The organism is Occallatibacter sp., assembly GCF_035317045.1.
Lineage (GTDB): Bacteria > Acidobacteriota > Terriglobia > Terriglobales > Acidobacteriaceae > Telmatobacter.
In genome coordinates, this window is sequence record NZ_DATHHT010000044.1 from 62,028 (window position 1) to 82,478 (window position 20,451).

General features: G+C 58.2%; 19 protein-coding genes and 1 tRNA gene. 13 read left to right on the forward strand and 7 right to left on the reverse strand.

Features of this window, described 5'->3' with window-relative positions:
* Positions 1-110: 110 nt before the first annotated feature.
* Positions 111-332, forward strand: coding sequence for a DNA-directed RNA polymerase subunit omega (locus tag VK574_RS22065; RefSeq protein ID WP_472802047.1), 222 nt, complete (start codon positions 111-113; stop codon positions 330-332).
* Between the two features lie 224 nt (positions 333-556).
* Positions 557-1,807 (forward strand): transcription termination factor Rho, encoded by a 1,251-nt coding sequence (gene rho / locus VK574_RS22070; protein WP_472802048.1) that lies wholly within the window; start codon positions 557-559, stop codon positions 1,805-1,807.
* Positions 1,808-2,018: 211 nt separating this feature from the next.
* On the opposite strand, the gene VK574_RS22075 is transcribed toward rho, so the two are convergent.
* Positions 2,019-2,855: a DUF6438 domain-containing protein gene (locus VK574_RS22075; protein WP_472802049.1), complete on the reverse strand. Its 837-nt coding sequence runs from the start codon at positions 2,853-2,855 to the stop codon at positions 2,019-2,021.
* Between the two features lie 137 nt (positions 2,856-2,992).
* Between VK574_RS22075 and VK574_RS22080 the strand changes: the two genes are divergently transcribed.
* The 4 genes from VK574_RS22080 (at position 2,993) to VK574_RS22095 (ending at position 7,096) form a co-directional block, all read left to right on the forward strand.
* Positions 2,993-3,760, forward strand: a complete 768-nt coding sequence (locus tag VK574_RS22080) for a DUF3142 domain-containing protein (RefSeq protein WP_472802050.1) — start codon at positions 2,993-2,995, stop codon at positions 3,758-3,760.
* Positions 3,757-6,051, forward strand: a complete 2,295-nt coding sequence (locus VK574_RS22085; protein ID WP_472802051.1) for a hypothetical protein — start codon at positions 3,757-3,759, stop codon at positions 6,049-6,051. Before VK574_RS22080 ends, VK574_RS22085 begins: the two co-directional genes overlap by 4 nt.
* Before the next feature lie 101 nt (positions 6,052-6,152).
* Positions 6,153-6,228 (forward strand) — tRNA-Ala (locus tag VK574_RS22090).
* Positions 6,229-6,280: 52 nt separating this feature from the next.
* Positions 6,281-7,096, forward strand: coding sequence for a hypothetical protein (locus tag VK574_RS22095; RefSeq protein WP_472802052.1), 816 nt, complete (start codon positions 6,281-6,283; stop codon positions 7,094-7,096).
* A 14-nt stretch (positions 7,097-7,110) separates the two neighbouring features.
* Here the strand turns inward: VK574_RS22095 and VK574_RS22100 are convergent, their stop codons facing one another.
* A complete protein-coding gene (locus VK574_RS22100; protein ID WP_472802053.1) occupies positions 7,111-9,738 on the reverse strand; it encodes a protein kinase domain-containing protein in 2,628 nt (875 codons plus the stop codon).
* 278 nt (positions 9,739-10,016) lie between these two features.
* Here VK574_RS22100 and VK574_RS22105 point away from each other — a divergent pair, with 278 nt between their 5' ends.
* On the forward strand, positions 10,017-11,468 hold the full coding sequence (locus tag VK574_RS22105) for a UbiA family prenyltransferase (protein ID WP_472802054.1): 1,452 nt from the start codon (positions 10,017-10,019) through the stop codon (positions 11,466-11,468).
* Positions 11,469-11,471: 3 nt separating this feature from the next.
* Here the strand turns inward: VK574_RS22105 and dnaJ are convergent, their stop codons facing one another.
* The 3 genes from dnaJ to VK574_RS22120 all read right to left on the reverse strand — a co-directional run bounded on the left by dnaJ (position 11,472) and on the right by VK574_RS22120 (position 14,588).
* Positions 11,472-12,590 carry a molecular chaperone DnaJ gene (gene dnaJ / locus VK574_RS22110; protein WP_472802055.1) on the reverse strand — a complete coding sequence of 373 codons (1,119 nt, stop codon included), beginning with the start codon at positions 12,588-12,590 and terminating at the stop codon, positions 11,472-11,474.
* 124 nt (positions 12,591-12,714) lie between these two features.
* A complete protein-coding gene (locus tag VK574_RS22115) occupies positions 12,715-13,323 on the reverse strand; it encodes a nucleotide exchange factor GrpE (protein ID WP_472802056.1) in 609 nt (202 codons plus the stop codon).
* A gap of 149 nt (positions 13,324-13,472) precedes the next feature.
* On the reverse strand, positions 13,473-14,588 hold the full coding sequence (locus VK574_RS22120) for an HrcA family transcriptional regulator (protein WP_472802057.1): 1,116 nt from the start codon (positions 14,586-14,588) through the stop codon (positions 13,473-13,475).
* Between the two features lie 371 nt (positions 14,589-14,959).
* Here VK574_RS22120 and VK574_RS22125 point away from each other — a divergent pair, with 371 nt between their 5' ends.
* From VK574_RS22125 to VK574_RS22135, 3 genes are read left to right on the forward strand one after another with little or no spacing between them, the layout of a single operon-like run.
* Positions 14,960-15,508 (forward strand): inorganic diphosphatase, encoded by a 549-nt coding sequence (locus tag VK574_RS22125; RefSeq protein ID WP_472802058.1) that lies wholly within the window; start codon positions 14,960-14,962, stop codon positions 15,506-15,508.
* 12 nt (positions 15,509-15,520) lie between these two features.
* Entirely contained in the window at positions 15,521-15,871 is a 351-nt protein-coding gene (locus VK574_RS22130) for a DUF3147 family protein (protein WP_472802059.1), read from the forward strand.
* 5 nt (positions 15,872-15,876) lie between these two features.
* Complete coding sequence (locus VK574_RS22135; RefSeq protein WP_472802060.1) at positions 15,877-16,308, forward strand: DUF3147 family protein; 432 nt, start codon at positions 15,877-15,879, stop codon at positions 16,306-16,308.
* Between the two features lie 24 nt (positions 16,309-16,332).
* On the opposite strand, the gene VK574_RS22140 is transcribed toward VK574_RS22135, so the two are convergent.
* Positions 16,333-17,409 carry a VWA domain-containing protein gene (locus VK574_RS22140; protein ID WP_472802061.1) on the reverse strand — a complete coding sequence of 359 codons (1,077 nt, stop codon included), beginning with the start codon at positions 17,407-17,409 and terminating at the stop codon, positions 16,333-16,335.
* A 49-nt stretch (positions 17,410-17,458) separates the two neighbouring features.
* Positions 17,459-18,631 (reverse strand): VWA domain-containing protein, encoded by a 1,173-nt coding sequence (locus VK574_RS22145; RefSeq protein ID WP_472802062.1) that lies wholly within the window; start codon positions 18,629-18,631, stop codon positions 17,459-17,461.
* A 158-nt stretch (positions 18,632-18,789) separates the two neighbouring features.
* On the opposite strand from VK574_RS22145, the gene VK574_RS22150 reads away from it, so the two are divergent.
* From VK574_RS22150 to VK574_RS22160, 3 genes are all read left to right on the forward strand, one after another.
* A complete protein-coding gene (locus VK574_RS22150) occupies positions 18,790-19,065 on the forward strand; it encodes a DUF2164 domain-containing protein (protein ID WP_472802063.1) in 276 nt (91 codons plus the stop codon).
* A gap of 142 nt (positions 19,066-19,207) precedes the next feature.
* On the forward strand, positions 19,208-19,651 hold the full coding sequence (locus tag VK574_RS22155) for a hypothetical protein (RefSeq protein WP_472802064.1): 444 nt from the start codon (positions 19,208-19,210) through the stop codon (positions 19,649-19,651).
* A gap of 204 nt (positions 19,652-19,855) precedes the next feature.
* The coding region (locus tag VK574_RS22160) for a 3-deoxy-7-phosphoheptulonate synthase (protein WP_472802065.1) at positions 19,856-20,451 on the forward strand (596 nt) is incomplete at its 3' end.

The window sequence follows — 20,451 nt, forward strand, 5'->3', positions numbered from 1 at the left end:
AAGGGGAGAATAGGCTGTTTGGGGCAACAGCTCGACCTTATATCTAGCCAATGACTGTATCGCCGGTGCCAGGTAGTACCAGCGAACAGGTTTTGAAGGAGATTCACGTTATGCGTTCTGATTTGGTCTTTGGGGCACTCTCGCACGTGTCCAATCGCTACCAGCTCTGCCAGTTGGCGAGCAAGGCTACCCGGATGCTGCACAAGCCCACCACTCGGTTGCAGGACACCACGAACGAAGTTCTCGTCCGCTTCCACTCCACCAACCCCGGCACCCTGTCGCAGGTCAGCATTCCAGCGGCTCGGCCCATTGAAACGCGGCGCGCCGCGTAACAGCAATTCCTGTATGATTAAGTGAGTTAAGCAAACATTTCTGGGCGGCCTTTTCGCTCACATGCGTGATTGGCCGCTTTCCATCCTGTGTCAAAGCCCCCTTCTTAACTAGGTTTCTTGCTTTGATGCAGTCTGCACATTGACCGCAACTCTTAAACCCCGCCTATCGATTCTGGAGTACATCCCCTCTTGGGTCCCTCACTTACCCCCTTCCGCAGGTGAACATGACGATCGCCGAACTCAAAGAAAAAAACATCACTGAACTGAGCCGTATTGCGCGCACCCTGGAAATCCCGGGCGCCAGCGGCCTCCGCAAGCAGGACCTGATCTTCAAAATCCTTCAGGCCCAGAGCGAAAAAGAGGGCCACATCTTTGCCGAAGGTGTGCTTGAGATTCTGCCCGACGGCTATGGCTTTCTTCGCTCTCCCGACTACAACTATCTGCCCGGCCCCGACGACATCTACGTCTCGCCTTCGCAGATTCGCAAGTTCGACCTCAAGACCGGCGACTCCATCAGCGGCAACGTCCGCCCGCCCCATGAAGGCGAGAAGTACTTCGCCCTGGTCAAGATCGAGGCCATCAACTTCGAGTCTCCCGAAGAAACACGCAACAAAATTCTCTTCGACAACCTGACTCCGCTCTATCCGCAGGAGCGCATCAAGCTCGAAACCATCCGCGAAGCCGTGAGTGGCCGTGTCATGGACCTGCTTACCCCGGTCGGCAAAGGTCAGCGCGGTCTCATCGTCGCTCCGCCGCGTACTGGCAAGACGATGCTGTTGCAGTCGCTCGCAAACTCCATCACTGCAAATCAGCCTGAAGTCGTGCTCATCGTCCTGCTCATCGACGAGCGCCCCGAAGAAGTCACGGACATGCAGCGCTCGGTCAAAGGCGAAGTCATCAGTTCCACCTTCGATGAGCCGGCAGCGCGCCACGTACAGGTCGCCGAGATGGTCATCGAGAAGGCCAAGCGCCTCGTCGAGCACAAGCGCGACGTCGTCATCCTGCTAGACTCCATTACTCGTCTCGCCCGCGCCTATAACACCATTGTTCCTCCATCGGGCAAAGTGCTCTCAGGCGGCGTCGATTCCAACGCCCTGCAGCGTCCCAAGCGATTCTTCGGCGCGGCCCGCAACATTGAAGAAGGCGGCTCGCTCACCATCATCGCCACCGCCCTCGTCGACACCGGCTCCCGCATGGATGAAGTCATCTTCGAAGAGTTCAAGGGCACCGGCAACATGGAAATCATCCTTGACCGCAAGCTCGTCGACAAGCGCGTCTTCCCGGCCATCGATATCCAGCGCTCCGGAACCCGCAAGGAAGAGCTCCTCATTCCCAAAGAGGATTTGGCCCGCATCTGGATCCTGCGCAAGGTACTCAACCCGTTGTCACCCGTCGAAGCGATGGAACTCCTCATCAGTCGCCTCGAGAAAGTCCGCAACAACGCCGAGTTCCTCGCCAACATGAACCAGCTCTAACGCGGATCGGCGCCGAAGGCGCAATTGGCCGCACCGCAGGTGCCTCTGGGGTCTAGGTGGTACTGGTTTCCAGAGGCTGGCAAAAGGCCGGGGCAGCGTCCCCGGCCTTTTTGTTTGGCACTGGATATGAAAGATCGAACGCCGCTCGACCGATCGGATCCTCGTAGCGAGTGGAGGGGTTCTCCGTGGGCTACACCTCGAACGCCGTCCTTTATTGGGTGCCCTTGATCCAACGTTCCGTCCCTGCGGCCTCGTCCACCGCGTTCTCCAGGTCGGTAATCACGAGCGGCATTCCCACCTGCTCACCCACATAGTCCGTAACCCTCTTCGTTTTCCCACCTACAGTCAGCGTCAGCGTGTACGTCGGATTGTCCGTCACCGAGGCGACATATTTGTCTCCCACCGCGAAGAAACGTGCGCTTTCGAACCGGCGCACCAAAGACTTCACCGCTTCGGTAGGAATCTGCGCGTCATGCTTGCCTGGAATCGCCACAAACGATTCTCCATCGAAATGGATCTTTCCATCTCCCTGGATCGTGACCGAATACGCAGGGCATCTCCCATAACATACTGTGCGCGAAAGCTCGATCTTCACACCCTGCAGCTCCCACTTCTCCGGAAAGTTGGCCGGATGCAATGCCCACCGCTCCGGCGGCAGCAAAGACACATAATCCGTTACCCGCACGCGAAGGTTATCGCCGTCCTTCGTCCACGGCTTGAACCGGCGCGCCATCTCAATTGCCCGCCCCTCCTCAATTAGCCGCTTCTCTTCTCCAACCGGCTTCGCCGACTCCACATGACCATCGGCTGCAACCACAATCTCGAAGGTCAGGTAGCTCTCAAATCCAAGCGTGCGCGCCTCAACCGTATTCACATGGATAGCAGTGGCCGGCCCCAGCCTGTGTTTCCACACTTGTGCCTCACCTTCTTCCAGCGCTACCACGTTCTGTCCTGCAGACGTCGGTTGATCGGCGGACTGCGCACGCGACGCTCTTGCCCCCTGCAACGCGAAACATGCGGCCAGAATGGCCCATCCACGCACGCTCATCAACCCGCCTCGCTCCCTTGACTCCGCAAGTCTACGCCCCATTGCGCCATCTCATTTGACCTGCAATTCTCCGGGCAGTGATCAGCGGTAATCCTTGATTTCCCTTTCCGCGTAGTGCATTGTGAACATCAACCACCATGCACTCTCCTGCCAAGCTCTGCAATGGCGTCTCCTGCGCACTCATCGCGCTTCTTCTCTTTCTCAGCATTCACTCCGACGCCCTTCCTCATCCGCAGGGCCGTCTCGCCCCGTTGCCGCGCCTCACCCTCTGGGCCTGGGAGCGCCGCGAAGATCTCCACACCATCGATACGCGTCGCTTCGCCGTCGCCTATCTCGACAAGACACTGACGATCGGCCTCACCGTCCACGCCCAGCCGCGACGCAATGCGCTCTTCTTTCCGTCATCAGCCACGCGCATCGCCGTAGTCCGCATCGAAGCACCGACGACAGCGGTCCTCAATGACGAAAATCGCAACGATGCCATCCAATCGATCCTCGTCTCAGCGCGTGAGCCCGGCATCGCCGCCCTTCAAATCGACTTCGATGCCACACGCTCGCAGCGTCCCTTCTATCGAGATCTGCTCGTCAACCTTCGTCGCCAGATTCCTGCCAATCTTCCTCTCTCCATCACCGCCCTCGCCTCGTGGTGCAGTTGGGACAACTGGATCCGCGACCTTCCCGTAGATGAAGCCGTACCCATGATGTTCCGCATGGAGCCCGATCATCGCCGCGCTTCCCCCTTCGTCGGCGACTTCCAGATCCGCGAACCGCTCTGCCAGACCTCGACCGGCGTTTCTACCGGCGAGCCTTGGCCGTCTCATCTCGCCGGTAAACGCATCTACATCTTCCCCGACCACGGCTGGCACAACGATCCGCCGGCCGATCTCGCTCGGAGGCTCCCATGAGAACCCGCCTGCTCGCCATTGCCGCCCTCACAGCTGTTGTCTTGTTTTCGCCCATCGGCAATGTTGAAGCCTGCGGTCCGTGGTTTGAAGACGACGTCTTTGTCAGCACCACCAGCCCCGACGACACCGCCGCATTCGCCAAAGGCCAGCTCGGCATCCTTCAGGCCGGCTTCGATTCAAATGAATACGCCGTCGCCTACCGATACCTCAATGGCGGCAAGCTCTCCGACGCCGAACGGCAGTTGTATGCACCATCGACCAGCCTGCCCAAGGCCGACCAGCAAAACCGAATTCTCTCACCCGATGAAATTTACGAAGCGCAACAAGCCGAACTGCAGAAGCAGCAGAACACACAGCCCGCCGCACATTGGCTCACCGAACGCGGCAAGTATCTCCCGGCAATCGCACCAGCAGGGCAGAAGTCTTCATTCCCCACTGACTACAATGGCAACATCGTCTTCGACGAGAGCTATCTCAACTGCCCCGATCCCGCATTCGTCAATGCAACGCTCACGCTCACCAGGCGAGCCGACACATGGGGAAAGCAGAATCCATGGCTGCTGGATTGGATACACGCGCAGGATGTAGTTTTCGCAAATTGCGCAGGCAAGACCGTTACGATTCCGGGCTCCGGCGCGTCTGACAGCCCAGCCCTGCTTAAAGCCGATCGCGCCTATCAGATCGCCTCCGCCACCTTCTATGCAAAACAATTCGATGACGCCGCCCACCAATTCGCCGCCATCGGCGCCGACAGTAACTCCCCGTGGAGCGCATGGGGACCGTACCTCGCCGCCCGCGCCACCGTGCGCAAGGCCTTCGCCATGGGCAACGCAACCGATCCCTACAGCGGTGATCTGGCAAGCTACGACAACGACACCATGCGGCGCGCCCAGCAGATGCTGGAGTCGCTTCTTAAACAGCCAAACCCCAAACCATCGCGCGCCATTGTTCAGGATGAGCTCAACTTCATCCGCATCCGCACCGACCCGACTCAGCGCGTTGCCGAGATCTGCTCCTCGCTCGCAGGCCCCGGCCCTGACCCACGCTTTCACCAGGATCTCGCCGATCTCAATTGGATCATGGTGAAGCACGTCAAAATCGGCGGCACCTCACCGCTCCTTGAATGGATTGAGGCCTGGCGAGGCGGCGATACTTCTGCCACTGCCTTTGCCAAGTGGCAGCAAAGACGCGAACTCCCCTGGCTCGTCATGGCTATGGTCAAGGCCGACGCATCCAACGCATTCGCACCCGCACTCATCGACGAAGCTGCCAAAATCGCGCCTGGCACACCCGCCTACGATACCCTCTTCTTCCACCGCGTTCGCCTGCTCACCGGACTTAAGCGTGCCGATGAGGCGCGCGCGCTACTCGATGCTGCACTTCCCTCATTGCGAAGTCAGAAACCCAGTTCCAGCCTGAACGCGCTGCTCGGCGAACGCATGGAAGTCGCTCGCAACTTCAGCGAGTTCCTCGCCAATGCACCGCGCCCTACCCTTAGAACCGGCTCGCAAGGCGCAGAGGACTTGCAAGGCCAGTGCAATGAGAAAGCCCACGCCGTAAACGAACAGGCCGATTGCCCGGAACTTAAGGACCCGCAATTCTTCGCTGACGCCGTCACCGTCCTGAACCAGCAAACGCCCATCAGCCTGCTCATCGCCGCTGCAACTTCGCCAAGTCTCCCCGCCAATCTGCGCCAGGATCTCGCCATCGCCGCATGGACGCGTACCGTCCTCCTCGAGGATGCAGCCGGCGCCGCGAAACTCGCGCCGCTCCTTCCAAAGTCGATCCGCGACACCGCCGGCAGCAGCATCGGATTCCCGGCCAATCTCACCATTCTGCGCAATCCGGGCATCCGCCCCTATCTCGAATCCGGCATTCCTCGCGTGGCCAGCCTCAGCTACTTCGATGACTTGCGCAACAACTGGTGGTGCAAACCGTGGGGCGAACACCAGAATTTTGACGAAACGAAACCAAAACCTGTTCCCATCCCCGACTTTATGTCTGCGGATGCTTTGGCCCGGTCCAACTCCGAGTATCAGCAACTCCAACAGCTTCCCGACTCCGTTGCCGTCATTGGCCAGAGGGTTGTCGACTACGCCAAAGACCACCCTGACGACTCGAACATTCCGGAAGCCCTTGCTCTCGTCGTGCGTGCGGGACACTATGCCTGCCAGCCCTATAGCGGATCTGACAAATCCGAATACACACCGGTGAGCAAAGCCGCTTTCGAACTGCTTCACCGCAGCTACCCCAAATCCCCCTGGGCTCTCAAAACCCGCTATTACTACTGAATCGAGCCTCCCTTGCCCTCCAACCAGCTCCAAAACGTGAAAGCGCGGAGCGCCGCCCGCCTTTCGCGAATCCCGGCTCGCTGGTAAACTAAATAAGTCGTGGGGCTGTAGCTCAGCTGGGAGAGCGCCTCGTTCGCAACGAGGAGGCCAGCGGTTCGATCCCGCTCAGCTCCACCAATTCCCTCAAATCTCTTTCTGACTTCCCCAATTGGCACGGTATAGTGCCTGCATGACCCGCAAGTTTCTCTGTCTGCTGCTCACCGCTGTTCTATGTCTGGCCTGCACCACGCTCCTCGCCCAGGACAAAGACCCGCGTGTTCGCCTCACCGCCGCCCACACCCTTTATTACACGCCAACGGCAAGCGGCCTTAAATCCTTCCATTGTGACGCTGCAATCGATTGGAAATCGATGCTTACGCGCCTCAGCGGTGTCGATATTCCCGACGACAATCCAGCGCTGAAATTCCTCCAGACCGTCCATCTCTCGATCGATGATGAACTCAAAGGCAATGGTTCGCTAGGCTGGACCAGCGAAAGCAATGCACCCGAGGACAAGGCCGCCGCGATTAAGCAAATTCAGGATGGACTGAAAACTTCAGTCGCAGGATTTTTCCAAACTTGGAATGTCTATATGAACGGCAGCATGGTGCCAATTCCCGACTCAACGGTGACCATTACCAACGCCGGAGACGGCCTTCACCTGGCCGGCACGTCAGAAGGTTCGAGTTTCGATGAAGACTTCGACAAAAATATGCTGCTTACCGCGGTCCGGGTCGTCAACCCGAACATGAAGGTTCTCGCCACACCGACCTACGCCTCCACGCCCGACGGACTTCTCGTATCCGCCGTCACGTCCCAGGTTAGTCAGCCATCCACGGCTCCTCCGGCTGAAGCCATTTTTCGGATCGACTACGTGAAGGTCGAAACTTTTCAAATCCCCTCGCGCGTCGTATTCGACATCAAAAATACCGGCGTCATCGAGATCGCCTTCAATTCCTGCACGGTCTCGGTCGCGGATTGGGCGAAAAAACCACCGGCACAATAACCGACCAGTTCGCTCTACGGCTGAATCCAGTCCAGCGCATAGATGTCCTGAGTCCCGCGATCACGCAACACCAGGGGTGAACCGTCCGGCGCTACAGAAACTGCGCCCCCGCCAAGTCCCGTCAGCACAACATCCTTCAAGTCCACGATCCGATCGGCCTTTCCGTCCGGCACGTGAAAGCGCTCGACTGAACCTTTGCCCGCGCTATCTTTCAGGTAAATGAACTTCCCATCGGGCGACCAGTTCAGCCAGCTTAGCGTACCGCTGCCGATCTGCTTCCAGCTTTTGGTTTCGAAATCAAACAGCATCAGCTTGCTCGAATCGCTCGTCATCGCGGCGATGTAACGTCCATCCGGAGACCACCGCGGCGAAAACATCCCCTGCGAACCCGCCAGCGATGAAACCTTGCCCGTCTGCACATCCAGGATCTTGATCGCTAGGCCGCTGTTCCTTACGTTCGCATCGTTCGCGTCCCCGGCAAATGCGATCTGCTTGCCATCCGCCGACCACGTCGCATCCTGCTCGTTCTGCTTGTCATCCGGAATCAGTTCGTGGGGAGTTCCTCCCGATCCCGGAATCTCATACATCTTTCCCGGCTTGTTCGGTCCGTCCGGAAAATCGAAGAAGAGAATCGTCTGGCTGTCCGGCGACCAACGCGGCAACACAGGCTTGATCGGACTGAAGGTCAGTTGCACGCGATTCGTTCCGTCCAGATTGCTCTTCCACAGATCCCCTTGCGGATAAGAAACATAAACAACCTGCCGGCCATCGCGGCTTGCATCGACCCAGTCTGCTGAAATCCCGCCGAGAAAGACCGCCGGCTTGCCAGTCTTCACATCGAAGGAAGTCAACTCGCCTCGAAACGTCATTCCCACCACAAACAGCTTTTTCCCGTCCTTGCTTGGAAGCGGGGATTGCAGTTGCATCGGACTGAAGGTCAATTGGATCGGCTTCGCTTTTCGTTGCAGGAAGTGCCTTTCTCCCGCCAGAGCCCATATCTGCCCACCCGACTGGAAGACGAAGTAATTCCCGTCAACCGTCCATCGCCCGCAGCACTCATTCACCGTGTTTTGCCATTCGGGAATCAGTGATCGCGGATTCGATCCGTTCACCGAAATCTCCGAAATTGTTCGCTCGCCCACCACAACGCTGGTGCCGCTCTGCGTAATCTCTTCGGTCTCGACCTGCACGCGAGAACCATCCGGCGAAATTGCCAGGCCGGATACTGAATTCTTCATCGTCGCAATCTTGCGGATGTCCGTTCCATCTCCGTTGGCCAGATAGACCTCTGCGCGTTTCCCGATTGCCAGTTGTTTTCCATCTGCCGACCAGGCGCCGACGTTTCCCGAAGCATCTCCCACTCGTCGCGGAGAACCACCCCCGAGCACCGGCAAGCTCCATAGCGGACCGGTCACCGGATATCCGGTTCCATCCACCACAAGGAACGATGAACCGTCAGGTGAAACATCCAAAGGAAGCATGCCTGGACTCGGCAATGAGATCCGAGTTGGTTCGCCGCCTGTGATCGGAACTGCCGCCGCGTCCTCGACTCCCGAATTAACAACCGTCAGAAAAAGTCTTGACCCATCGGTCCCGATAAGCGATTTCTGTAGTCCATCGTGCGTCAACTGCAGGTAGTTGCCGACCTGCGGCTCCGGCACCGGCCGCAACCATGAATACGCGACCATAACAAGAATCACAGTGATAGCACCGGCGATCATCAGAAGAAATCTGCGCGACCGTGCCGGCCGCTTTTCTTCAACCCTGTAGTTCGAGGTGTACACCGACTGCATCGGCCCCGCTGCTGCCTCTAGCGCAAAACCCAAATCCGATGCCGACTGAAAACGTTGCTCCGGGTTCTTCTCTAGTCCGCGCTGCACGACTCTCTCAAGTCCCGGAGGTGGATTGGGCAACAGTTGTACGAGCGGCGTCGGCTCCTCGTTCAGGATCGCGCTCATTGCATCGATTGACGTTGCCTTCTGAAATGCCCGTTGCCCCGTCAGCATCTCGTACAGAACCGCGCTGAACGTGAAGATGTCCGATCTGTGATCTGCCACCTGTCCCCGTACTTGCTCCGGCGACATATAGCCCATCGAACCCATCAACATGCCTGCCACGGTCTGCACTTCGTGCGCAGACTGCGCCGGTATCGCCTCGTTCACTTGCGTCAAGCGCGCTAGTCCGAAATCCAGAATCTTTGCGTGGCCATCGTTTGTCAGAAACAGGTTTTCCGGTTTCAGATCGCGATGAACAATGCCCTTTTCATGCGCCGCAGCCAGTCCCTTCGCAATCTGGACTCCGTAGTCAACGACCTTCCGGATTGGCAGCGGACCGCGCTTCAACCGGTCACGAAGCGTTTCGCCCTCCAGAATCTCCGAAACCAGGTATGGCGCCCCCTGGTGCAGTCCCATCTGGTAGACAGCCAAAATATTCGGATGATTCAGGGCCGCCGCCGCACGCGCCTCCTGCTCGAAGCGGCGCAGCCTCTCAGGCTCGGACGTCGTCAGCCCCGGCAATACCTTGATAGCGACGTCGCGATTCAGCCGCGTATCCCGGGCGCGATACACCTCGCCCATGCCCCCCGATCCAATGAGCGAGATTATTTCGTAGTGATCGATGGACTGGTGTGGATTGAGCGACATTTGGGCGATTATATCGTCCCAACCGCATTACGCGATTGTGAGCGGACCCGAGTCAACCATCCAAATTGCGGCAATGACGCATGTTCGAGCCGTTGGCTGAAGCTTCCATTCATGCTGCGCCTCTCCCTCGTTGATTCTGTTTGCTTCGTCGCGGTTGTATACTTGACCCGTTCGCCCGGCATTAAGTTCATTAATTTCGTCGCACCAGGCAGGCGACAAGCACACGCATCGAGATCGCGATTGCCCGACTTCTTGCGCTTTCGCACGCGAGGTTACGGTTGCCCCAAATCCAGCAGACGGAATCCGGAACGGCACAGCTCATGCCCCTCTGCGTCGACTTGGATGGAACGCTGGTCAAATCCGACACTCTGATCGACTCGTTGCTCGTCCTGGCGCGCACCCATCCTTTGCTTCTCTTGCGCCTGCCCGGCATGGCTTTTCGCGGCAAAGCACCCTTCAAGGCATTTGTGACCGAGAATGTCGCCCTCGACGTGGCGCATCTCCCATACAACCGAAAACTACTTCAGTTTCTTCAACAGGAAAATGCGCGGGGCCGCCAAATCTATCTCGCCACCGGCGCCGACACCCAACTCGCGCGCCGCGTTGCCGATCATCTCGGATTCTTCCATCAAGTCCTCGCGAGCGACGGTACTCACAACCTGACCGGCAGCAGAAAACTCTTGAGCCTCCGCCAGAGCCTCGGCGGAATCGACTTTGCCTACATCGGGAACGACACGCCGGATCTTCCGGTGATGGCAGGCGCCGCGGAATCCATGGTCGCGAATCCGAGTCGAAGATTGCGCACGAAGTTGCGCGCACAAGGCATCGTTCCCTCACGCGCCTTTGAAGAACGCAGCCAGCCCCTGAATTCGCTCGTCAAAGCACTTCGACCTCATCAGTGGGCCAAGAATCTTCTCGTCCTGCTCCCCCCTCTCCTCGCCCACAATCACTCAGTTCGACTATTCGCCTCGGCCCTCCTGGCCTTCTTCTGCTTCTGCGCCGCCGCATCGGGCACCTATCTCGTCAATGACCTTCTCGACATTGAGGCCGACCGCCGCAGTCCGAAGAAACGCCTGCGTCCGTTCGCCTCAGGCGATCTGGCCCCTTCCATCGGACTCGTCGCCATCGTCCTGCTGCTCGTCATAGGCTTCGCAGCAGCACAGTTCCTTCCCGCAGCGTTTTCATTCTGGCTGCTGGTCTACGTGGGTTCGACCCTCTTCTATTCCTTCTATCTGAAAAGAATCGCTCTCGTAGACGTGGTCGTTCTTTCTGGCCTCTACACCTTGCGCTTGCTCGCGGGCGGTGCCGCCACCACCACGCCCATCTCTCACTGGCTCGCTGGCTTCGCGATCTTCCTGTTTCTCTCCCTTGCCATCGTCAAGCGGTTTGCGGAACTGGAGAGTCTGCGCATGAGCGGCACGCAACTCAAAAACGGCCGCGGTTATCTCATGAGCGATATCGAGCAGATCCGAGCCTTCGGAACCGCCAGCGCTTTTGCGGCAGTCGTCGTTTTTGCCAACTACATCAGCAGTCAGGACGTTACGACCCTCTACCACCATCCGCAGCGCCTGTGGCTGATCGTTCCCTTTATGGTTCTCTGGTTATGCCGGGTATGGCTTCTGGCCGCACGTGGAGAGCTCGACGAAGATCCGGTCGCGTTTGCTCTCACCGATGCTGCAAGCCTGGTGATGGGCGTAGCTGTCGCGATCATCGTACTCTTGGCAATCTGAGTTCTAGCTGAACAGGTCCTTCATCTTGTCCAGCAACCCCGGCGAAGTCGGCTTATTCTCCACCGACATCGAGCTAGCCAGCTCCGTAATTAGATCGCGTTGCGCGCGACTCAGCTTCTTCGGAATCTGCACCACGAGCTTCACGATCAGGTCGCCGCGTCCCTTTTCGTTGAGATACGGCACACCCTTGGCGCGAATGCGCAGTTCCTTTCCGCTTTGCGTGCCCTCAGGGATCTTCAGCATGACCGGCCCATCGACACCCGGAATCTCGATATCCGCCCCCAACGCCGCCTGCGGAAAGCTGATGGGAATCACGCAATGCAGGTTCTGCCCGTCACGTTCGAAAAAGTCGTGCCTGCGAATCGAGAGCACAACATAAAGATCACCGCTCTGCGCGCCGCCGCGGCCCACATCGCCCTCGCCCGTATACCGAATCCGCGTCCCCTCTTCGACACCTGGCGGCACTTTCACTGCGAGCTTGATCTCCTTCGTCACCCGCGTCTCTCCGCGACACGTCAGGCAGGGGTCGCCAATGATCGATCCGCGTCCCGCGCATGAATTGCACGTACGCGCAACCGAAAAGAATCCCTGCTGATAGCGAATCTGCCCGCGTCCATGGCATTGCGGACACACCGACGGCCCACGTCCCGACACGCTTCCCGTCCCCTTGCACGTTTCGCAGGCCTCGAGCCGCCGAATCTTGATTTCTTTCTCGGTTCCGAAAATCGCTTCTTCAAATTCGATCGCAAGATCAAAGCGCAAGTCGTCGCCGCGCAGCTGACGTCCACTCCGCTGCTGTCCGGCATTCATGTTGAACATCTCGCCGAACAGGTCGCCGAAGATATCCCCCAGGTCTACGGAACCCGAGAAGCCGCCGAATCCGCCCGGCCCTCCGCCGCTCACTCCTGCATGGCCGTATCGATCATAGGCCGCGCGTTTGTCCGCGTCGCAAAGTACCTGGTAGGCTTCGCTTGCCTCTTTGAATTTCTCTTCGGCCGCATGATTCCCGGGATTGCGATCCGGATGGTACTTGAGCGCAAGCTTGCGATACGCGCTTTTCAATTCCTGGTCGCTGGCTTCCCGCGATACTCCCAGCACCTCGTAATAGTCTGCTTTAGCCACTCTCGTATTCAAACCTTGTACAACCCTCTCTCGATGTAGGCGCGGGACTCGTCCCGCGCGTCATAGGTTCGCCGCCCCGGTTCACATGACCCGGAAACGTCCGCATCCTGAGCGCCACTCGCGTTCACTCGCTCGTCTGTTTGGGGTTGGATACTACCCGCACCAGCGCAGGCCGCAACAGCTTCTCGCGCAGCCGATACCCGCGGCGAATCTCCTCCGCCACGTGTTGATCCGGCATATCCTCGCGCTCTACCGAACCCATTGCCTCGTGATGACGCGGATCGAATTCCTCGCCCACCGTCGCCACCGGCTGCACTTGCAGTCCGCGCAGAATCTCCTCCATCTGCTTCACAATCAGTTCCACACCCGCACGCAACTGCTCGAGCGAACCGGTCGACTTGAGCGCCAGTTCGAAGTTGTCCAGCACCGGCAAAAACTGCTCCACGACGGAGCCAACAGCGAAGTCTTTGAAGTCCGCCTTCTCTTTCTCTGCTCGTTTGCGTGCATTCTCAAACTCCGCCTGCAGCCGAGCCAGCCGGTCCAACAGCGCATCGCGCTCTTTCTTCAGCTGGTCATACTCGGCCTTCAGTTGTTCAAGCTCCGCTCGGCCAACCGTGGTCTCTTCACCCCGAGCTTCGGCCCCAGGTGCCTCGGCTATATCCGCCGACCTGTTCTCGGCGCCAGCCGTCTCCTCGTTTTCCAGTGCAGTCAAATCCGCTTCCTTCTTTGGCATATCTCTACGAATTCCCCAAATATTTCTCTTCTTAGTCAATGATAAATTCCTCGGCAAGTGCCGCCTCATTTCAGCGGCCCCTCGCGGCGCAAAATCCCATCGCTTGCGGATTCGCATCCGCGCCAACCCCGGCTCGTTATCCGGGCCCTTTACTGAGTCGGAATCTCCAGGATGCGCTCCGAGAGCCTCGCCACATAGCGCACCGCCTGGATCATCTCCTGGTATTGGATGCGGGTCGGCGCAATCACTGCCACCGTGCCCAGGCTCGTGCCACCCAGCCGGGCTGGCGATCCGATCAGCACCAGGTCCTGCATCGCCGGGGAAGCCTCATCCAGTCCTACCACTACGCGCACTTCCTGCTGGCTGCCACTCACATAAGCCGTCAGCAAATCCACCAGTCGCTGCTTGGCTTCCAGCGCCAAAAGCATCTGTTTCAGCCGCTCCCGATCCACCTCAACCGCAATCAGATTTGCCATCCCCTCCACGTAAAGCACGGATGCCGCGTCGCCCACCGCCAGCGCTCCTTTGCGACAGAGTTCCTCCACCGATGTCAACAACTGGTTATAAGCCGCGCGTTCCTCATCCATGCGGCGCGTCACTTCCGTGCGAATGCGCTCAATCGGCCACCCGTGAAACGTCTCATTCAGATACCGCGCTGCCGTCTCCAATTCCAGATGCGTCAACTCGCGGTCAAGCACCAGGACTCTGTCCAAAACCGCGCCGGCGCGCGTTACCACCACGGCCAGAACGCGCCCGATCGACAGCCGGGAAAAATGAATGTGCTCGAGCACCTGGTCCGCCGCAGCGCTCGCCAGCGCCACCCCCAGCCCGCTCGAAATCAGCGCCAGTACATGCGACGTGCGCTCAAGGTATTCATTCGAACTGGTCACGCCGGAGAAACTCTCCTCGATCTGCCCGCGACGCTCTTCGCTCAGCGGCATTGAAGCCTGCGGCAGCGATGCAAATGCGGCTCCGCCCACGCCGATCCTTCCCATCGGTGCATCCGGCCTAGTAATCTGCTCCACATAATAACGAAATGCCGCCGCAGTAGGCACGCGTCCTGAGGAGGTGTGAGGCTGCTCCAGTAGTCCCGCCTCACTCAGCGACACCATCACATTCCGGATCGTCGCCGAGCTCAAACCTTCCTTGTGCGCAAAATGATCTGCAACCGTCTGCGAGGCCACAGGTTCTCCGGTAGCGATGTAGAGCTCGATAATCGCCGTAAGAACCAGCCGCTCTCGCGGACTCACGCGCGTCTCAGGCATCGGGTCAGCTACCTCGATGGACTGCCACCGGTCCACTTCAAACCGGCTATGGCAGTTTCGGAATTGGTGTAAACCGAATGCACGCGCTCTGGTGGCTTTTTCATCAAGAATAAGCTACCCATTATTACCCTCAAAAAGACTGCGTGTATTCCGAAACTGCTTCTAATCCTCCCATAATGAGATGCTTAGAGATTCAAATGGGTAGGATTGTCCCTCTTAATTCTAAAAATCTCACAGCAACACTGTCAAGTTGCCGCGAAGCCCTCAACCCCATCCGACACAGTTCCGGGCGCTTAGAGCAACCGAATCAACCCCGTAGCTCTCTCAGCTTGCAGGATGACAATCTCCGAATCAAGAGTGCGGAACACACTATGACAAAAAAGGCTGCCAAAAGTATGGCAAATCCCGTCCTGCTCCAGCCAGTGTACAAAAGTGACGGAATTATCCAGGTCATTATCGAAACCCCCAAGGGCAGTCGCAATAAATTTGCCTTCGACGTCCAACAGAACATCTTCACCGTCAAGAAAGTTCTTCCCGCCGGCATGAGTTTCCCTTACGACTTCGGATTCCTGCCCCGGACCCTCGCGCCGGACGGCGACCCAATCGACGTCCTCTTGCTTATGGATGAACCCGCCTTCCCCGGCATCGCCGTCCGCGCTCGCCTCATCGGCATCATCGAGGGCGAGCAGACTGACGGAAAGAAGAAGATCCGCAATGATCGCCTTATCGCCGTGGCGGAAATGAACCACGAATATGCCTACCTCAAAAAGCTGGACGACTTGCCCAAAAAATTCCTTCGCGAACTCGAAGAGTTTTTCGTCAACTACCACCGCCTTGAAGGCAAGAAATACACACTCCTTGGCTGCAAAAAAGTCGATGCCGCCATGCGCATGATCCACAAAGCGCAGAGAGCAGCTTGAGGGCTACTTTTCGTGCATCATGAGATCGGAGAACTTCTCGCCCGCTTCCTGATCGGCGGCATCATCGTCAGCTTCTTCGCCATGCTGGCTGAAATGGTTCGCCCCAAGAGTTTTGCCGGTCTCTTCGGCGCGGCTCCCTCCATTGCGCTAGCCACGATCGGCATCACCATCGCCGGCCACGGCAAGGCCTACGCAGCCATCGAGGCGCGCTCCATGATCTTCGGTGCGATCGCATTCCTGCTGTATGCCGCATGCGTAAGCAGGATGCTGATTCGCCTCAAGGCACGCGCTCTCACGGCAACCATCGCTCTCATGCCCGTGTGGTTTGCTGCATCGTTCGCATTCTGGCTCGTGGTGAGATAGCCGCCATGATTGTGCATGCCAGGCTCTCCGCAATCAAAGGCATCAAGCTCCACGAATGGATCATCCGCTTCGTATTCGGCGGAGCCGTATGCGTGGTCGCCGGATTGATCGCACAGCGCTTCGGTCCGGTGATCGGCGGCTTTTTCCTTGCCTTTCCAGCAATCTTCCCCGCCAGCGCAAGCCTTGTTGAAGCACATGAAAAACAGCACAAAGCTGGCGCCGGTTTCGATGGAACCAGTCGCGGCCGCATCGTCGCTGGCATCGATGCTCTCGGCGCCGCTATGGGCTGCATCGGCCTTGCCGGATTTGCATTTGTCCTTTGGATCTGGCTGCCGCGCGCCGGTCTCGCTCAGACCTTTATTCTCGCCACGTTAGTCTGGCTCACGCTCTCCATCGGAGTCTGGTTGCTGCGCAAGAAACGTGTACTTCACCGTTAGATCGCGCGTCCCAATGGGTCCGCTTCAACGCGCCGTCGGTTCGTTGTAGTATCCGGTATCCGTCCGAACCGCGACTCCCGGCTTGTTCACTACTACCTTCAGATCGTGGTACTCATCCGCCTTCGCGGCCGGTGGCGGCATCAGGGCGATCGTGTAATACTCGCCGATCTCTCCGACGCAGGAATCAATCTGCGCCTTTACATCATTGCTGGGGTCCAGCACGCGTCCACCCGAATGCAGCGCCAGGACCTGCAGCGCCATGTCGCCGATTTCCATCTTCCGCACTTCGCGCACCGGCTTCAAATACTTCTCATACAGCGTGTTCGTAATCCCGGAAATCGCGAAGAGACTATATAGTGTTATGCGCGCTTCGCGTAGTTTGTTTTGGAGTGCCGCAATCTGACGAAAATACGTTTCGCGCGAGACATCGGTCTGGATGAAGAAGCGCTCTGTTAGAAGCGGCCAGCCCGGTCCTAGCCAGATCACAACCTTCCTTCCCGGTTTGTGCGAAAGATTCTCGGCGATCCCGTCGATCGTCTTGTAGGACGATTGAAACTGCTCCTGGAGCGAATAAACCCCACCGGATATATCTCTGGCCCGCACTGTTCCGGTCGATGCATCCAGCATCGCAGCCAGTGCGTTTCCGTCTTTCGAGGGAGCAGGCTGCACACGCAATCCTTCGCTTGCGAACATGTAAATCGAAACCGGCTGTGCGAGATGACCGCCATTCTCATGCAGGAATTTATCGATTTCCAGTCGAAGCCTCGTCGCCGCCTGGTAAGGCAGGTTCACGGCGTCGAGCACGATGATCACTTCCACAGGCGGATCCAGCTTCGATCCAACCGCCCCATCTGTACGCCGAAATCCGATGACCTTGCGTGGTTGATTTTCGTCCAGAACGGAGAAATCGAAAGGCTCCAGATCCGGGATCAGCTTCCCCGCGCTGTCGGTCACCAGAACATCCAGAAAAATTGGCCGCTGTTGTGCGGGTGCGGCCATCGGAGACGAGGCCGTATTCCCGGGACTGCCGCTCTGTTGTGCGCGCATAGGAGTGGAAACAGCAAGGAGCGAAAGAAGACACATCCAAAACGACTTGCCCATTACCCAGCTCACCCTTCAGCTTCAGGAAGATTTGCAAAGTAACTTTACGCTACTTCCCAGCCGGCTCATTGTAGTATCCCGAATTCGTCCGTACAGTGAGGCCGGGCTTGTCCACAACCACTTTCAGATCGTGATATTCGTCCGCGTGCTGTGCCACCGGCGGATCGAATGAAATCCGGTAAAAATCATTCGCATCCGCAATGCATTTCTTGATCTGGTTCGCTACATCGTTATTCGGTCCCAGAATCCTCCCGCCCGTCTGAGTAGCCAGCACCTTGAGCGACAGGTCGCCGGAGTCCGATTCACGCGGCCATCTTACCGGCTTCAGATAGTCCATGTACCGAATCGAGTATGTCGCGTCCGCGTTTGTTGAGGGAGCAACGCTGGAGACAACCATGCGCGCCTCTCTCAGCTTGGTTGAAAGCTCAACGATTCCGTCGAAGTATCGCTGCTGATCCTTTTCGGAATAGTACCCAAGGTCCGGGCGGTTCAGCATGGGCCAGCCCGGTCCCACCCATATCAGCAGTTTCCTGCCCGGCACGCGCGCTTCGTTCTCGGCAATGGCCGTCATCTGGTGTGAGCATCGCTGAAAGCGCTCCAGCAGGCCCTCGCCGCCCATGGCCGAATCAAGTGTTCTCACTCCGCCCTTGATCTGGTTCACAACGCTCAACAACGCGTCCCCGTCGATCGAAGCCCTCGGTTGCACCCGCATTCCCGCATCCGTAAGCAGAAGCAGCCTCACCGGCTGCTTCAGATGTCCGCCATCCTGCTGGAGAAACTCCGCGATCTCCTGCCGAGTGAAAGCCACCTGCTGAAATGGCAGGTTCACCATGTCGATGACAAGCATCACCTCAACGGGCGGATCTGGTTTCACCTCTGCATCGCTGAATGCCCGAAACGACATCACCTTGCGCGGCTGGCCATTGTCCAGAATTTTGAAATCCCAGGGCTGCAATCCCTGCACAGATTTTCCTGCCCCGTCATTGACCACCACGTCCAGCTTGATCTTTCCTTCCGGACTCAACTGGCTATTCGGCTTCGGCGGCGGTCGATTCGTAAGCACCGGATCACTGCTCTCCTGCCGCCGCCCCGGCTCTGCCCCAGTCGCTGGACTCGCCTGCGCAGCCGCGCCCGGATTGAATCTCACAATGACGGCGAACAACCCGACCGCAACCCCGACTAAATACCTGTGGCTGATTGTCGCCAGGTCTACATGACCCATGATCTTCTCCCGGGCGCCGCATCGATACGCGCTTCACTCTAACTCTAAGACGGTCCGAACTAGGTGACAGGCTGCACATAATCGTGTCCGTCATCGGCAGGCAACACAGGGCTTCCAACATCGGATCGCTTACTATGGATGGTTGTAAGGAGCCGCCCATGGTCACGCTGGAACTCACTAAACAGCAACGCACCGATGCCATCGCATCCATGCAGCGCTACTTCGAAGAGAACCTCGAGCCCATCGGCGACATGCCGGCAGGCCTCCTGCTCAACTTCTTCCTCGAAGAGCTCGGCCCCGCCATCTACAACCAGGCCATCTCCGATGCACAAACCCGCCTCACCCAGCGCGTCGCCGATCTCAATGGCGAACTCTACTCTGACGAATTCCAGTACTGGCCACGCGCCGACGCCAAACGCAAAACCCGCCGCTAGCGCCCTCTCCGCTTGATGCAGGCGATGTGCACGGAATGCCGATCGGCAAACCGAGTCGAAACCCAAATTACTTGTGTACATGGCTGCACACCTTACGTACACTCGTGGGACTTTCTATCTCAACTTGCTCGGAGGTCTCTCTGTGAAAAAGACTTTGTGTCTCGCTGCGGCAGTCATTGGTCTGTCGCTTGTTGCCCCAGCCACCGTTTCTGCCCAGGTTCCCTACAGCGAAGGGGTCGTCGAACGCGTCGTCCTCTTCCACGTCAACGCGGGCCACAACGACGCATTCATCGCCGATCTCAAAGCCAACCTCGTTCCCATTTGGGATGACCAGAAGAAGGACAGCCTGATCCTCGACTACCACATCTTCATCAACACCACCACCTCCGGTCCCGATGATTGGACCCTCGGCTTCTCGATCATCTACAAGAACATGGCATCGCTCGATGGGCTCGCCGATAAAGCCTACGAAGTCCGCATGAAGCATTATGGCGACCACGCCGCGGAACAAAAAGTTCTCGAAAAGCGCGCTGACAATGGTCACATCGTTAACAGCATGCTCCTTCGCGAAATCACCCCGCGCTAGCCCTTCCAGCAGGATCCCGGCGACGCAAGCAACTTGCGTCGCCGCGTTGTTTGCCACCCTCAGGCGCAGCCCTCTGCGCAGTCGCGCCAATGCTCGCCCGCCGGTGTTCGCTCGGCCAATGCTGATAATCTGAAAGAAAGTTTAAACAGATTCTCGCTTTCCTGAATTCCCGCGGTACAGCAAGCACCCTATCAAGCAGACCCCATGAATCAAGGCATTGAAGACGTTCGCATCCAGTGGACCAAGGTAGTCCTCCCCCCGGTCTTCCTCGAAGAGGAACGACCCATGAGCGAGGAGGCAATCGCCACCATTTTCAATTCCCGCCTCGACATTTCCCGGATCCTCGCCCATCGCGATCCGCGTCTCCTCGTCCTCGTCGGCCCCTGCTCCATCCACGACACCAGGGCCGCTGTCGAATACGCCGCCCTCCTCAAATCCGCCATCGCCGAGTTTTCCGCCGATCTCCACATCGTCATGCGCGTCTACTTTGAGAAGCCCCGCACCACCGTCGGCTGGAAAGGCCTCATCAACGATCCGCATCTCGACAGCTCCTACAAGATCAATGACGGCCTCCGCCTCGCGCGCCATCTGCTCCTCGATCTCGCCGAAATGGGCGTCCCCTCCGGCACCGAATTCCTCGACATGATCTCGCCGCAGTACATCGCCGGCCTCGTCAGTTGGGGAGCCATCGGCGCCCGCACCACCGAGAGCCAGGTCCACCGCCAGCTTGTCTCCGGTGTCTCCTGCCCCGTCGGATTCAAGACCGGCACCTCCGGCGACATCCAGATTGCCATTGACGC

Excerpts from the sequence above, each read along its gene's own strand:
- VK574_RS22065 (WP_472802047.1), top strand. The coding sequence starts at position 111 with ATGCGTTCTGATTTGGTCTTTGGGGCACTCTCGCACGTGTCCAATCGC.
- rho (WP_472802048.1), top strand. The coding sequence starts at position 557 with ATGACGATCGCCGAACTCAAAGAAAAAAACATCACTGAACTGAGCCGT.
- VK574_RS22075 (WP_472802049.1), bottom strand. The coding sequence starts at position 2,855 with ATGAGCGTGCGTGGATGGGCCATTCTGGCCGCATGTTTCGCGTTGCAG.
- VK574_RS22080 (WP_472802050.1), top strand. The coding sequence starts at position 2,993 with ATGCACTCTCCTGCCAAGCTCTGCAATGGCGTCTCCTGCGCACTCATC.
- VK574_RS22085 (WP_472802051.1), top strand. The coding sequence starts at position 3,757 with ATGAGAACCCGCCTGCTCGCCATTGCCGCCCTCACAGCTGTTGTCTTG.
- VK574_RS22095 (WP_472802052.1), top strand. The coding sequence starts at position 6,281 with ATGACCCGCAAGTTTCTCTGTCTGCTGCTCACCGCTGTTCTATGTCTG.
- VK574_RS22100 (WP_472802053.1), bottom strand. The coding sequence starts at position 9,738 with ATGTCGCTCAATCCACACCAGTCCATCGATCACTACGAAATAATCTCG.
- VK574_RS22115 (WP_472802056.1), bottom strand. The coding sequence starts at position 13,323 with ATGCCAAAGAAGGAAGCGGATTTGACTGCACTGGAAAACGAGGAGACG.
- VK574_RS22120 (WP_472802057.1), bottom strand. The coding sequence starts at position 14,588 with ATGCCTGAGACGCGCGTGAGTCCGCGAGAGCGGCTGGTTCTTACGGCG.
- VK574_RS22125 (WP_472802058.1), top strand. The coding sequence starts at position 14,960 with ATGACAAAAAAGGCTGCCAAAAGTATGGCAAATCCCGTCCTGCTCCAG.
- VK574_RS22135 (WP_472802060.1), top strand. The coding sequence starts at position 15,877 with ATGATTGTGCATGCCAGGCTCTCCGCAATCAAAGGCATCAAGCTCCAC.
- VK574_RS22140 (WP_472802061.1), bottom strand. The coding sequence starts at position 17,409 with ATGGGCAAGTCGTTTTGGATGTGTCTTCTTTCGCTCCTTGCTGTTTCC.
- VK574_RS22145 (WP_472802062.1), bottom strand. The coding sequence starts at position 18,631 with ATGGGTCATGTAGACCTGGCGACAATCAGCCACAGGTATTTAGTCGGG.
- VK574_RS22150 (WP_472802063.1), top strand. The coding sequence starts at position 18,790 with ATGGTCACGCTGGAACTCACTAAACAGCAACGCACCGATGCCATCGCA.